This window comes from Staphylococcus carnosus (genome assembly GCF_900458435.1).
Taxonomy (GTDB): Bacteria; Bacillota; Bacilli; order Staphylococcales; family Staphylococcaceae; genus Staphylococcus; species Staphylococcus carnosus.
The window spans coordinates 677,826-691,718 of record NZ_UHCT01000001.1 but is presented as its reverse complement, the minus strand read 5'-3'; the positions used below and the strand labels follow the sequence as shown (position 1 = coordinate 691,718).

Genomic DNA, 13,893 nt, shown 5'->3' with positions numbered 1-13,893 from the left:
TTGCACTCGAGTTTTTATAGTTAATCTTAATTATTGTTGTCCATTATAAGCTGGATCAAGCACACTTGCTTCGCCTTTTTGATTAACACTAACAATGGTAAATGTTCCAGGGTTCGCTTTGTTTGCAAAACTGAAGACATATGAATACGTGCCATTATCAAGGCTATCGATACCATAGTCGTTATATGCATTTTGTTGACCATTTAATGAATCTGCTGCGTTTTGTGCTGTAGTTAATGATTGCGGGAAATTCGGTAAATTTTTCAGAGCAACTTGGTTATTAGCTGGCGGTTGCACAATATTACGTGCTGCAGGTACAGCATTTTGACTTTGATATGGTGCTACATAACCCGTTTGTGTTGTATTTGCATTTTGATTTCCATTCACATTTGTTGTACTTGCATTGTTACCATTTTGATTTGCCTGATTTTGGCTATCATTATTGTTTGTTGCTTGCTGATTACTTTGTGATTGATTATCAGAAGCATTATCAGAAGTTGAATTTCCTTCTGAATTAGAAGCACTATTTGAATCATTATTTGTTGAAGCATTGTCGGAAGTGCTGTTGTCAGAATTGCTGTTATCAGAAGATGATGATGATGCATTATTTTCATTTGATTTAGAGTCTTTAGTATTACTATCCTTACTATTTTCATCTTTACTGCTCTTATCTTTGTCTTTGTTGTCTTTACTATCAGTTTTTTTACTGCTGTCGCTTTCTTGTGTTGTTTTGTCTTTATCTTTGTTGTCATCTTCTTTTTTGCTGTCATCATTACCACAAGCAGCGAGCACTAACATTAACGTTAAAATGTCGGCAAATAACTTTTTCATTGGATTTCCTCCTCATGTTATATCTTATTAAGTCCTTATTAAACTATTCACCTCCATTATATTTTATAAACATTAAAATTGTTAATATTCTTTTAATCTTTAATTCTTATATACCTTTTATGTTCATTAATTATACACTAGAAATACTCTCGGTTGTTGTCGACATTTTTACGTGTTAAAATTTTTTTAGTTTAATCTATCGAAAGGAATCAATATATATGACAGAGACATTCCAAGCTTATTTTTCAAATAAAATTGAGGGAAACGTAACTTCATCTTTCAAGAATTTACCTATAGATGAATTGAATGATGGTGACGTATTAGTCCGTGTGGCCTATACAAGCATCAACTTTAAAGATGCGTTAGCAGCAGCTAAGGGAGCTGGTGTTGTAAAAGAATATCCTATTATTCCTGGTATCGATTTAGCAGGTACTGTTGTAGAATCTAATTCTTCTGCACATAAACCAGGCGATAAAGTGATTGTGACAAGTTATGATTTAGGGGTATCACATCACGGGGGCTTTAGTGAATTAGCAAAAGTAAAAGAAGAATGGATTGTTCCACTTCCTAAAGGGTTAACATTAGAAGAAGCAATGATTTATGGTACTGCTGGCTATACTGCTGCTTTAGCCATTCAAAAATTAGAAGATAATGGTTTAACTGTTGAAGGTGCGCCTGTTTTAGTTCGTGGGGCAAGTGGCGGTGTCGGCAGTTTAGCTGTGATGATGCTAAGCAATATTGGTTTTAAAGTTGTTGCTAGTACAGGTAATAATGAAGCAGCTGATTACCTAAAATCATTAGGTGCTAAAGAAATCGTTCCTCGTTTGGAAGAGACTTCAAAAAAACCACTCGGTAAACGCGAATGGCAAGCTGTAATTGATCCAGTTGGTGGCAGTCATGTGGGCGATGTCTTGAAACATTTACAAATCAGAGGCAGCGTGGCATTAATCGGAAATACAGATGGTGTTGAATTCGATGCAACAGTCTTACCTTTCATCTTGCGCGGCAATAATTTATTAGGTGTCGATTCAGTTGAAACACCTATGCTGCTTCGCAAACAAATTTGGCGTCGTTTAGCAACAGATTTGAAACCTGAACAATTGCATACGATTAAAAATATTATTGATTTTAAAGAGTTGCCTGAAGCAATTGATAATGTTTTATCTCATCAAGTAACCGGACGTTATGTAGTAAAAGTCAATGACGAAAATTAATGAAGTATAATACCATTTCTTCTTTTGAAGGGATGGTATTTTTTCTATCGATACATATCAGTTAATTTTTCTGAATTAAACCAATATTCCCTTTAATTCTAAATAATATAATTATTAACGACACATTATAATCATATTTACTTTAATTTTATGAAAGCGTATACTTAATCTGAATTCAATATACTGGAGGTTTACTTATGGGGAAAAATTTTAATAAAAGCCTCATCTTTTTCCTAGGCGCATTAGGGGGATTATTATACGGCTATGATATGGGAATTATCTCAGGCGCCTTGTTATTTATCGGAAAAGATATCCACTTAACAAGTGGTACAGAAGGACTTGTTGTATCATCTATGTTAATTGGTGCTATCGCGGGTTCTGCACTCAGTGGTCCTGCTTCTGATAAACTCGGACGCCGACGCGTTGTGTTTATTATCGCAATTGTCTATATCATTGGTGCATTAATTTTAGCATTCTCACCATCTATGCCATTCTTAGTAGTTGGTCGAATTGTTATCGGACTTGCAGTCGGAGGTTCTACAGCAATTGTACCTGTTTATTTATCTGAAATGGCACCGACAGAATCACGTGGTTCTTTAAGTTCATTGAACCAATTAATGATTACTATCGGTATTTTATCATCATACTTGATTAACTATGCATTTGCAGGTATTGAAGGCTGGAGATGGATGCTTGGATTAGCAGTTGTACCATCTTTAATCTTATTAATCGGTGTAGCCTTTATGCCAGAAAGTCCAAGATGGCTTTTAGAACACCGTGGTGAAAAAGCCGCTCGAAAAGTTATGGAATTAACATTCCCGGCAAATGAAATCGATAAAGAAATTGCAGAAATGAAAGAAATCAATGCGATTTCTGAAAGCACTTGGAATGTATTAAAATCACCTTGGTTACGACCAACATTAATTATCGGAAGTGTCTTTGCATTGTTCCAACAAATCATTGGTATTAATGCGATAATCTACTATGCACCGAAAATTTTCACTAAAGCAGGATTGGGAGATTCAGCATCAATTCTTGGTACAGTAGGTATTGGTGTTGTTAACGTTTTAGTGACTATTGTTGCAATTATGATTATCGATAAAATCGATCGTAAAAAATTATTAGTCATCGGTAATATCGGTATGGTCGCTTCACTAGTAATCATGGCTATTTTAATCTGGTCTATGGGTGTGCAATCATCTGCATGGGTCAGCATTATCTGCTTAACAATTTTCATCATTTTCTTTGGTATTTCATGGGGGCCTGTTTTATGGGTAATGTTACCAGAGTTATTCCCAATGCGTGCACGTGGTGCAGCAACAGGCATTGCAGCTTTAGTCCTTTCAATCGGAAGTCTATTAGTTGCTCAATTTTTCCCAATGTTAACAGCAGTAATGCCAACACAAGGTGTATTCTTAATCTTTGCTGTCATCGGTATCGGCGCACTCTTCTTCGTGGTAAAATACTTGCCAGAAACACGCGGACGCAGCTTAGAAGAAATTGAAGCAGAATTACGCGCACGTACTTCTGCAACTTCAGCAAACTTAGACCGTCATAAATAAAATATCTAATCGATATTGAGAAGTGCTATTTTCATTTTATTGAAGATAGCACTTTTTATTATCTTTAACTCTCTTCTATAAACAAAACCCGCAGAAATATATCATTTCCACGGGCACTTTTAAAATTTCTTTATTGTTGATTATACTTTTCAATAATCTCTTTATTGTCTTCTTTAAATATTTCGTTATGGCTTGATACGTAACCTTCTTCAGCTGCTTCAGGTTCAATATATTGTTTTGCTAAATTAGCAGCATTACCAGCATCACTGAAGGCACTTGCAATTAAGTGCGCTTTCGCGCCATGGTGAATGACATCACCGCAGGCAAATATACCATCAATGCTTGTTTGTGTATTGCCTTGTCCTTTAATTTGGTAGTCATTTTCCATTTCTAATTGTGTTGCAGCTTCTTCTAATAATGGATTTTCAATATCAAATCCATGGCTGATAATTACTTCATCAACAGGTATTGTCTCTGCTTCACCTGTTTCACTATTTTCGAGTACGATCTCTTTAATTTTTTCATGCTGATCATCACCGATTAAAGCTGTAATTTGAGAGTTCGGATGAAGCTTGATGCCATTATCACATAATTTAGCTTGTGTTCCTTCATAGCCTTTCATTTTATCTTTTCGATAAACCAGTCTTACACTTTCAGCATAAGGTGCGATATCACAAGCCCAATCAAGTGCTGCATTGCCTGCTCCAGAAATCACTACTTTTTTCCCTGAAAAGCGTGAAAGTTTCTGAACAACATAATGTAAGTTAGAAATTTGATAACGTTCAGCATCTTTAATATCAAGAGGTTTAGGGTTTATAATACCTCCACCAACTGCAATAATTACTGACTTCGTTTCAAACACTTCATCTTTGTCTGTCGTAATTTCGAAATGACAATCGCCTAACTTTTCAATATTAGTCACACGTGTTTCTAAATTTACTTCCGGTTGAAAATGCAAACCTTGTCCAATCATATCTTCAATGATTTGGTAGCATGGTTTAGGTCCGATACCGCCGATATCCCAAATTATTTTTTCAGGATACAACTGCATCTTGCCGCCTAGTTTATCCTGAACATCTATTAAACGCACCGACATACCCCGCAAACCAGCATAAAAGCTTGCATATAAACCAGCTGGTCCACCGCCGATAATCGTTACATCTTTCATAATCTTGTCCTCCAATTATCTATCTAGAAGCATTATTTAATTGAAAATTATTCTCAACTATATTTTACAACACTTTATCTTGTTTAGCACCCTTTCCCTTTTGAAAAATAAAAAAGCATATCACTAAAATCAGTGATACACTTTAAATCTTATTTTTGATATGGTTTTCCATCAATCGGATCTGTAAGAATTGCTTTCTTCAATAAGAAGAATAAAATGATGAAGCCAGCAGACAATGTCATATGGCCAAGTCCTGCAATACCTGCAAGTCCTGGTGAAACGTGTGCACCTACTACTTGCATTGTTCCTTTAATAGCCATCATACCGACTGTAACAACAACACCAATGTTATAAACATAGTAGAACCAGTTAAATAAATAATATTTACTTAATTGGAAAAGTTTTTCAAAAACAATCAAAATCAAGAACATAAACATACCTAACATTAATGTATGCGTATGTACGACTACAAGTTGTGTATCACCTGTAAAATCATAAGCTTTTGTCAGCTCACGATAGTATACGCCGCTTAATAAACCAATAATGGTATAAGTCAAAAATGTATATAATATTCTGCGCATAATCGGTCCTCCTCTATATCAATTCATATTATATATGATATACAGCTTTTCAGAAAGCGCATTTCATATAGTCAGACGATTGACACATAATGTTTACATTTCATCAAGTTCTTGCAAATTATCATGCATCGTTATCAATATAGATTTCAAGGCATCTCGATCAGCATCAGGTATTCCTTCAAAAATCACAGTTTCTACTCTATTCAAAACTTCGATAATATCTCGAACCTCTTTATATGCTGTACGACTGAGACCTACTCGTTTTTTTCTGGTATCATCTTCATCAACAAAATGGTCTATCAATTTCTTCTTTTTCAAACTTGTTAATGTACTGCTCACTGTTGCGCCTTTAAGATTAAATGTTTCTATTAAATCATTTTGAGTAATAGCTTTTGATTCATGTTCGAAAATAAAGCGCAAAATTTGAGCTTGTTCTTGTGTAATCCCATAAGGCTCTAATAAACGATCTGCTTTTATTTTCATTTCATTAGAGATCATTCTGATTAAATACTGAATTGTTGTTGCCAATGGTGCCACTCCCTTTCAAGTTAGACTACACAAATAATTAAATTATGGTACTATAATTAAGCGTATATTTATTAAATTAAGCAAAGCGTTATCCTATATTGTAAACTAATTCATAAGATTTAAAAATCAATTCAAATTTTAGAAAGGGAGGTCCCTCAATGATAACTGCATATAAGCATAATATTCATCAAGATATCCACACGACTTCCTTAGACGAAGGCTTATGGATCAATATGATTGAACCGAGTCGCGAAGAAGTGGAAAAATTGATTGAAGACTTTAATATACCTGAGGATTTTCTTAAGGACCCCTTAGATGCTGATGAAAGTGCTCGTGTTGAATTTGATGATGAAACCGGTTATTCATTAATTATCATCGACATTCCTATTGTAAATAAAAACAATCATAAGATATTATCTTTTATGACAATTCCACTCGGTATCGTAATCGGACATGGCCGATTAATTACAGTCTGCGATCACGATGTCGACTTTTTAGAACACTTTACAAAACCGGGCAATAATTTGCATTATCGTAGTCAACTTGCTTTAAACATTCTTGTTACAGTGTCGAATCATTACAACCGTAATTTACGATTGTTGAATAAATCTCGTTTACGTATAGAACGCGATTTAAAAAAATCTGTAACTAATAAGCAGCTCTATAATTTAATGGAAGTTGAAAAAAGTTTGGTCTACTTCTTGGCAGCACTTAAAGGTAATGAAGACGTTTTTAAACGGTTGTTTAAACTACCTCCTATTAAGCGCTTTGAAGAAGATGAGGATTTAATAGAAGATTTATTTGTCGAAACAAACCAAGCTATTGAAACAACTGAACTACACACACGTATATTAGAGAGTATCACGACATCTTATGAGTCACTCTTATCAAATGATATGAATACTATCATGAAAACTTTGACACTCTTCACTGTTTTCCTAACGTTGCCGACATTGGTCTTCAGCTTCTTCGGAATGAACGTTCCTCTGCCGATCAATGATCATAGTCCTGTCTCATGGATTGTCACATTATGTATTTCTTTAGTTCTGGTAACTGTAGTCTTCATTCTTTTATGGAGACGCGGCAAACTTTGAACTTAAAAATATCGCATCACATTCACTTATAAACAGAATGTGATGCGATATTTTTAATATTGTCGTATGTTCGGTGATTGATAGCATTCTACAAATTGGATTAATTCATCATAATCATTTGTAAAGCACATTAAATTTCTGTCATCTTGAGATAAGAATCCTTCTTCTACCATTTGGTTATAAAACGATTGAATTTTGTCATAATAACCATTTACATTCCAAAATACGCAAGGGTTATTATTTTGACCAATACGTGACCAAGATACCATCTCAGTAATTTCTTCCAACGTCCCAGGACCTCCTGGCAGTGCTAAACAGACATTACCTCTCTCAAGCATTGCTGCTTTACGTTCTGCCATAGTATCCACAATAATCAATTCATCTAAACCCTCATGCGCAATTTCCCGGTCTGCTAAAAATTGAGGCATTATACCGATTGCATGACCTCCATGTGCTTTAACCGTATCTGCTAATGTTCCCATCAGTCCGACTTTTCCGCCGCCGAAAACTAAACCATAGTTCTGATTTGCCATCCACTTGCCAAGCGACACTGTCGCTTCTTTATAAATAGGGTTATTTCCTTCACTCGCTCCGCAATAGACAATGATGTTCATTTTAAACGCCTTCCTTTCTCACATATCCTCTCCATTGTAACAAAGTCTTCTTTTAATATAATCACTTCTCATTGCATTCTTCGAATAAATTATGTATAACTAACTATAAAGAGAAAGGAGCATAATAATGAAAAATAAAAAGGCTTTAGGCTTCACTTTAATTGCTGTGATGGCAGTAATTTGTATTGTTTTAATCATTATGATGATGTCTTCTGGTAAAAAAGATACATACTACGGTATCATGAAAGACAATCATACTGTAGAAAAAATGGTGCGTGAAAAAGACCAAAAAGTTGAAAAAGACGTACACATTAAAACAGATGACAATTTCAAACCTAAAAAAGGTCAATTTGTCATGTTAGTTAAAAAAGAAGGCTCTGATGATTTCAGTAAGAAAAAAGTTGTGAAGCACGACGATATTCCTCATGGCTTAATGATGAAAATTCATGATATGAAAAACATGCACATGGATCACTAATTAAATATGATTTTATTCAAGCTGGGACATTTGATTGCTCCAGCTTTTTTCAATTTAAAAAGGCACTAGTCAAAAATACGACTAGTGCCTCATAGAATATAAATTATGTCAGAAAGTTTAATGTGCGTAAGACCGAAGTCTCCGCTGAATTTTTTAATTTGTTTAAATAGAATTTAAATAGTCTTTGTTTTGTTCTTTATCAAATACGCCTTCCCATTTAGCAATTACTACTGTAGATAAAGCGTTACCTACTACGTTAACACAAGTACGTACCATATCTAAGATACGGTCAACACCGATAATCAATGCAAGTCCGGCTGCTGGTAATCCCATTGAACCTAATGTTGTTAATAATACAACAATTGAAGTACCTGGTACCGCTGCCATACCTTTAGAAGTAATCATTAAAGTAAAGATTAAGACTAATTGCTCAGGTAAACTTAAATGAATACCGTACATTTGTGCTACAAATAATGCTGCAATTGATTGGTATAAAGCAGATCCGTCTAAGTTGAAAGTATAACCAATCGGGATAACAAAAGATGTAATATCTTTTGGTGAGCCAAATCTTTCCATTTTCTGCATCATTACTGGTAATACTGCTTCAGAACTTGATGTTGAAAAGGCCAGTAAGATTTCACTTTTTAATACTTTTATAATATCAAATACACTAGTGCCAACTAATTTCGCTACAATTCCAAGTACAACGACCACAAAGAATACCATTGCGCCGACTACAACTAAGACAAGTTTTAATAACGGAATTAATGCTGAAGCACCAAATGTCATTATTGTTACACAAATAAATGCAAACACGCCTAATGGAGCGAGTTTTAAAATTTTATTGATCATCCAGAATGTTGCTTCCAACACGCCGCCTAAGAAATCTTTGACAGGTTTACCTTTTTCACCGATTGCCGCAATACCTAAACCAAAGAATACTGCGAAGAAGATAATCGGAAGCAATTCACCTTTAGCTAATGCTTCGAAAAAGTTTGTTGGAATAATGTTTACAATTGTATCGATAAAATGATTACCATATGTAGAATGCTCAGCTGCATGCGCTGATGATTCATACTTCGAAATATCGCCTTTAGGTAATTTGTTTGGATCTAAGCCCGTCCCCGGTTTAAATAAATTAGCAAACAATACACCTAAAGCAATTGCAATTGTTGTGATAATTTCAAAATACACAATTGTTTTTAAACCATATCGCCCAACTGTTTTAGATTCACCAACACCTGATATTGATAATGCCAGTGAACAAAAAACTACTGGAATGACAATCATTTTAATTAAGTTTAAAAATATGTCACCAAGCGGCTGGATATAGTTCGCTACATCTTTATGTCCATATAATAATAGTCCTACAACAACGCCAAGAACCAGTGCAATCATAACCTGCATTGGTAAACTAATTTTTCGCTTAAATAAAGCCATTGATGCATCTCCCCTTTTTCTGACATTGTTTAATTATATCAGAAAACAAATAATTAGGATAGAAAAAATTAAAAGTTCATCCTAATATTACACTAAATGATTAAAAAGTAAATATGAATTAGTGTAATTAGTATCAAAAGGCAACTTATAACTTTCTATCCTAATTATAAGGTAAACACTATTAATCTTTGACGACGGCCAAGAATATGACCATCAATACAATACAACCTACTCCTGCAACCTGCCAAATACCGAAAGATACACCTAACCATACTACAGATAATAAAATTGCAGTTAATGGTTCTATCGTACCAAGTACGCTAGCTTCTTGAGGATATAGATAATTCAAACTAGAAATGAAGAGCCAGAATGCAAACACTGTTCCTAAAATAACTGAAATAAATATATAAATCAGTACTCTTATGTCCCAATTTGACGTATCAACCTGCCAAATAGGATGTAAGAAGTTTAAGAATATACCGGCTATAAACATAGCCCATCCAACGACATTCACAGTTCCCCATTTAGCCAATAGTTGAACTGGATATATTGTATAAAAGGCCATTGCAAAAGCTGACATCAGCCCCCATACAATGGCTGGCATAGGAACTGACAATGTTGCAAGGGAACCGTTCGTTAATAATAAGAATGTACCGCCCAACGCTAATGTGACTGCGATACCTTCTTTCCATTTAAAATTAATAACTTTAGTTGCGACAAGATATAAAATAATGATAACTGGACCTAAATATTGCAGCAATGTAGTACTGCAGCATTACCATAATGAATTGTTGCCATGAAACAATATTGTACACCCAGCATACCCAAGAGCGAATACACTATCAATTTTATTATGGCTTTTTTATCTGTCCAAATTGTAATTGTTTTCTTACCTTCTAAGAAAAACGAAGTAAGAATCAAGAGCAAACCAGATACTAACAATCTCACACCCACGAACCAAGTCACCGGTAAATGTTTGTTTTCAAATAACCATTGGGAAACCGTTCCCCCGACACCCCAAAATACTGCTCCTATGATTACTAAAACAAATCCCGGCCACCGTTTCTGATTTCTGTGTGCCATACTGTCCCTCCTATCATGTTATTTCTCTATGCTGATACTAAAGGTGTTATAACCATTTTGGGTGATATTAATCACATTATGGTAAAGTTGATGAAAATGTCATTAAATCGATTCATCGACCTTTAAATTATAGATTTCTTATTTAACGCAAAGAAGACACTAAACACTATTTATCGTGTTTAATGTCTTAATCACATTTATTTTAACATACTTAATCGGTTATTTAAGCTTATAATTGTCATCAAAGAAATTATGTTTCGCTTTTTTCAAATGTTTTTTCGTTTGTGTATCAAAAGCTTGTGCAAATAACCCACGTGAAGTACCCATTGGCTGGATAACATATGTTTTGTCTGGTTCATCTTTAAAGACAACTTCTTTGTAATAAACGCCATCTTTTGCATTGAATTTTTTCTTTTCTGATTTAATCTTAGTATCTAAATGATGTTCTGTAATATATTGATCCACTAATTTTAGATTTTGCTTCCCTTGATATACTTTTAACCCAAAAAAGAATAAGGTCGCTAAAATAAGAGAGCCTATTAAAATCAATATAAGTGGTAATATTCTTTCCTTCTTCATTTTTTGACTCCTTCTCGCGATATGATGCAATACTGTGCTTTCATTCACTCTATCTTTTCAATTATGAATGATTTCGTCTGATTTAGTAACTATTTTGTCCTCATTGTAACAAAATTGTCGTAAGTTAAAACGTTTTTAAAACTAGCTTTCTTTTAACAGTAAATACTTTTCATTCACTTTATTACATCAGCTTTTACAACCATGTACATTTCGTTAAAAAAATGTTTGTCTTTAACTATTGGAGGTATATTAATAAGAATTTAAATTCAAATATAAATAAAAGAAACAATTACATTTATTTGTTTCATTCTTGACAATGGAAACCGTTCATAATATCGTGGTTTTTAATAAGGAGTGATTTAATTGTACGAAAACAACAGTTTTTTAGAAAAACAATTATGTTTTTTATTCTATGTTTCATCAAAAGAGATTATCAAAAGATACAGCCCTTACTTGAAAAAGTACGATTTAACATATACTGGATATATTGTACTTTTAGCACTTGAGGATCATGAGACGTTAAATATTAAAACGCTAGACCAGCGTGTGTTTTTAGATTCAGGCACATTGACTCCATTGCTAAAAAAACTTGAAAAGAAAGAACTCGTCACAAGAAAAAGAGAAGAAGATGATGAGCGCAATTTAAAAGTTGCACTTACGCACAAAGGTATAGATACCAGACATGAAATTTCTAATATTTCTAAAGAAGTATTCAGCGGTTTAGATGTCTCTTTTGAAGATGCAAAAACAATTAAATCTATCCTCTCTAAATTCATCGTAGATAACTTTTCTAAAGAATAGCTATGAAGTACCTGAGATTATCTATCCTTTTAGTATCGTGGTATAATCATCACAAGAACCTTACTTCATATTCAGTAAGATTATGTTTCCTTTTCACAGGGTAAATTTTAAGTAAAGCAAGGTTTTTAAATTAAAATGACCAAAGGAGAGATATGATGGCTTTTGAAAGTAAACCAACAGATTTGTTCAAAGAATTCGGACGTCAATTTATAGATCAAATCCCTACAATCAATCCTGTAAAAACTGATATTAGCGAAAAAAATAACCAATATATCTTAAAAGTGGATTTACCAGGCTTTGAGAAGAAAGATATTAATCTATCTTACGATGAAGGTACTTTGACTATAAGTGCAAAACGTTCAATTGAAAGTCGCACAGAAAATGAAGAAGGCCGCGTTATCCAAAGAGAACGCAGTGACAATAGTGTAAAACGTGAATTTTCATTCAGTAATATTAAAAGCGATGAAATTACAGCGCAATATAGAGACGGTGTTTTAACTGTTAAATTGCCTAAACGTACTGAAGATTCTTCAGTAAGCTCTAATATTTCTATTGATTAATCTAACTGAAATGGATTATTTATAGCGGATAAAATCAGACCCTCTTGAACCTAGCATTTGCTAGTCAAGGGGGTCTTTATATATCTTATTCTCTTAAATCTGCAATAATTTCCTTAGCTTTAGCCATGTTCGCAGTATCTGCTGTTTTTAATGCATCTGCGACTTTTTCAATTTCGTCACCTTTAGCCCCTGCTACAATTGCTAATGATTTGTACTGAAGGCTCATATGTCCTTCTTGAATTCCTTCAGATACTAATGCTCGACAAGCTGAGAAGTTTTGAGCTAATCCTACTGCTGCTGCTACTTCTCCTAATTCTTTAGCTGAATCTACATGCAAAAGTTCTTGTGCTAGACGTGCAATCGGAACTACTTTTGTTCCGCCGCCCACTGTTGCAAGTGTCATCGGTATTTCGATTGTACCTCGAAGGCGGGCTTTACTTGGAAGGTATTCCCATTTAGTCATACTGCGATACTGTCCTTCTTTGCATGCATATGCATGTGCACTCGCTTCAGCACTTCGGGTATCGTTTCCTGTTGCTAATACTACTGCATGAATGCCGTTCATGACACCTTTATTATGTGTTACTGCTCGATAGGGATCTACATAAGCTAAAACAGATGCTGCTTCTAAGCGACGCGCTATTTCTGCCCCATCCATATCACCTCGTGCTAAATTAGCAATATCAATTTCTCCAGAAACACGAACCACTGATGCTGTCGCATGGTTAGATAAGATACTCATTAAAACATTGATATCAGGCCACTCACCTTTTAAGAAGCCTGAAATACCTTCTAAAATGGTATTCATCATATTAGCACCCATCGCATCTTTTGTATCAATGTATACCTTTAAAGAAACCAATTGTTCTTCTGAAAAAGTATCTACATCAATTTTTTGATAACCGCCGCCTCTTTTCAAAATAGAAGGATAAGCTGTATCTGCAATTTGATGTATTTGCGCTTCTTTCTCTAAAAGCTGTTCTGCTAATTTGTTAGGTTGTTCAACATCCATAAATACAATTTGGCCAATCATTAAACGTTCACTAGATTCAACATGGAAGCCTCCAGTTTTATTGACCAGTTTTGCACCATAACTTGCTGCAGCGACAACAGAAGGTTCTTCTACCATCATAGGTACCGCATAATGTTTGCCGTCTACTTCAATATCTGGAAGCAAACCTACTGGCAAAGCCCCTTGCGTAATGACGTTTTCAATTAAACTATCTGCAACTTCTTCAGAAAGTAATGGATAATCCCATAATTCTTGTCTGCTTTCATCTAAAATCCATCCATTCTCTTTTAAACGCTGCAATTTATCTTTTCTTGATAAATGTCTAAAATCTTTCCCCAATGCTTTCAT

16 protein-coding genes are annotated in these 13,893 nt (G+C 34.3%); 6 read left to right on the top strand and 10 right to left on the bottom strand.

Annotated features, from left to right (window positions below):
- Positions 1 to 30 precede the first annotated feature (30 nt).
- Entirely contained in the window at positions 31 to 831 is an 801-nt protein-coding gene (locus DYE31_RS03000) for a RodZ family helix-turn-helix domain-containing protein (protein ID WP_015901111.1), read from the bottom strand.
- A gap of 218 nt (positions 832 to 1,049) precedes the next feature.
- Here DYE31_RS03000 and DYE31_RS02995 point away from each other — a divergent pair, with 218 nt between their 5' ends.
- A complete protein-coding gene (locus DYE31_RS02995; protein WP_115314358.1) occupies positions 1,050 to 2,045 on the top strand; it encodes an NADPH:quinone oxidoreductase family protein in 996 nt (331 codons plus the stop codon).
- Positions 2,046 to 2,242: 197 nt separating this feature from the next.
- Positions 2,243 to 3,607 (top strand): glucose transporter GlcP, encoded by a 1,365-nt coding sequence (gene glcP / locus DYE31_RS02990; RefSeq protein ID WP_015901113.1) that lies wholly within the window; start codon positions 2,243 to 2,245, stop codon positions 3,605 to 3,607.
- A gap of 130 nt (positions 3,608 to 3,737) precedes the next feature.
- On the opposite strand, the gene DYE31_RS02985 is transcribed toward glcP, so the two are convergent.
- The 3 genes from DYE31_RS02985 to DYE31_RS02975 all read right to left on the bottom strand — a co-directional run bounded on the left by DYE31_RS02985 (position 3,738) and on the right by DYE31_RS02975 (position 5,893).
- Positions 3,738 to 4,775 (bottom strand): NAD(P)/FAD-dependent oxidoreductase, encoded by a 1,038-nt coding sequence (locus tag DYE31_RS02985; protein ID WP_015901114.1) that lies wholly within the window; start codon positions 4,773 to 4,775, stop codon positions 3,738 to 3,740.
- 149 nt (positions 4,776 to 4,924) lie between these two features.
- A complete protein-coding gene (locus DYE31_RS02980) occupies positions 4,925 to 5,356 on the bottom strand; it encodes a DUF2871 domain-containing protein (protein ID WP_015901115.1) in 432 nt (143 codons plus the stop codon).
- A 93-nt stretch (positions 5,357 to 5,449) separates the two neighbouring features.
- Positions 5,450 to 5,893: a MarR family winged helix-turn-helix transcriptional regulator gene (locus DYE31_RS02975; protein WP_235851276.1), complete on the bottom strand. Its 444-nt coding sequence runs from the start codon at positions 5,891 to 5,893 to the stop codon at positions 5,450 to 5,452.
- Positions 5,894 to 6,042: 149 nt separating this feature from the next.
- Between DYE31_RS02975 and DYE31_RS02970 the strand changes: the two genes are divergently transcribed.
- On the top strand, positions 6,043 to 6,978 hold the full coding sequence (locus DYE31_RS02970) for a magnesium transporter CorA family protein (RefSeq protein WP_015901117.1): 936 nt from the start codon (positions 6,043 to 6,045) through the stop codon (positions 6,976 to 6,978).
- Between the two features lie 53 nt (positions 6,979 to 7,031).
- Here DYE31_RS02970 and DYE31_RS02965 read toward each other — a convergent pair whose 3' ends face one another.
- A complete protein-coding gene (locus DYE31_RS02965) occupies positions 7,032 to 7,592 on the bottom strand; it encodes an LOG family protein (RefSeq protein ID WP_015901118.1) in 561 nt (186 codons plus the stop codon).
- Positions 7,593 to 7,719: 127 nt separating this feature from the next.
- On the opposite strand from DYE31_RS02965, the gene DYE31_RS02960 reads away from it, so the two are divergent.
- The gene (locus DYE31_RS02960) at positions 7,720 to 8,070 is read left to right on the top strand and encodes a DUF4889 domain-containing protein (protein WP_015901119.1); all 351 of its coding nucleotides are present in this window, start codon (positions 7,720 to 7,722) and stop codon (positions 8,068 to 8,070) included.
- 162 nt (positions 8,071 to 8,232) lie between these two features.
- Here DYE31_RS02960 and DYE31_RS02955 read toward each other — a convergent pair whose 3' ends face one another.
- From DYE31_RS02955 to DYE31_RS02945, 4 genes are all read right to left on the bottom strand, one after another.
- Positions 8,233 to 9,510 carry a cation:dicarboxylate symporter family transporter gene (locus tag DYE31_RS02955; protein WP_015901120.1) on the bottom strand — a complete coding sequence of 426 codons (1,278 nt, stop codon included), beginning with the start codon at positions 9,508 to 9,510 and terminating at the stop codon, positions 8,233 to 8,235.
- A gap of 181 nt (positions 9,511 to 9,691) precedes the next feature.
- Positions 9,692 to 10,270 carry an EamA family transporter gene (locus tag DYE31_RS12985; RefSeq protein WP_015901121.1) on the bottom strand — a complete coding sequence of 193 codons (579 nt, stop codon included), beginning with the start codon at positions 10,268 to 10,270 and terminating at the stop codon, positions 9,692 to 9,694.
- Positions 10,255 to 10,593 carry an EamA family transporter gene (locus DYE31_RS12980; protein ID WP_307725046.1) on the bottom strand — a complete coding sequence of 113 codons (339 nt, stop codon included), beginning with the start codon at positions 10,591 to 10,593 and terminating at the stop codon, positions 10,255 to 10,257. The genes DYE31_RS12985 and DYE31_RS12980 overlap by 16 nt, the downstream gene beginning before the upstream one ends.
- Before the next feature lie 219 nt (positions 10,594 to 10,812).
- Positions 10,813 to 11,172: a DUF3139 domain-containing protein gene (locus DYE31_RS02945; RefSeq protein WP_015901122.1), complete on the bottom strand. Its 360-nt coding sequence runs from the start codon at positions 11,170 to 11,172 to the stop codon at positions 10,813 to 10,815.
- A gap of 363 nt (positions 11,173 to 11,535) precedes the next feature.
- Here DYE31_RS02945 and DYE31_RS02940 point away from each other — a divergent pair, with 363 nt between their 5' ends.
- Both DYE31_RS02940 and DYE31_RS02935 read left to right on the top strand, forming a co-directional pair.
- Positions 11,536 to 11,973, top strand: coding sequence for a MarR family winged helix-turn-helix transcriptional regulator (locus DYE31_RS02940; RefSeq protein ID WP_015901123.1), 438 nt, complete (start codon positions 11,536 to 11,538; stop codon positions 11,971 to 11,973).
- Positions 11,974 to 12,128: 155 nt separating this feature from the next.
- Positions 12,129 to 12,533: an Hsp20/alpha crystallin family protein gene (locus DYE31_RS02935; RefSeq protein ID WP_041613018.1), complete on the top strand. Its 405-nt coding sequence runs from the start codon at positions 12,129 to 12,131 to the stop codon at positions 12,531 to 12,533.
- A gap of 85 nt (positions 12,534 to 12,618) precedes the next feature.
- Here the strand turns inward: DYE31_RS02935 and DYE31_RS02930 are convergent, their stop codons facing one another.
- The gene (locus tag DYE31_RS02930) at positions 12,619 to 13,893 is read right to left on the bottom strand and encodes a hydroxymethylglutaryl-CoA reductase, degradative (protein ID WP_015901125.1); all 1,275 of its coding nucleotides are present in this window, start codon (positions 13,891 to 13,893) and stop codon (positions 12,619 to 12,621) included.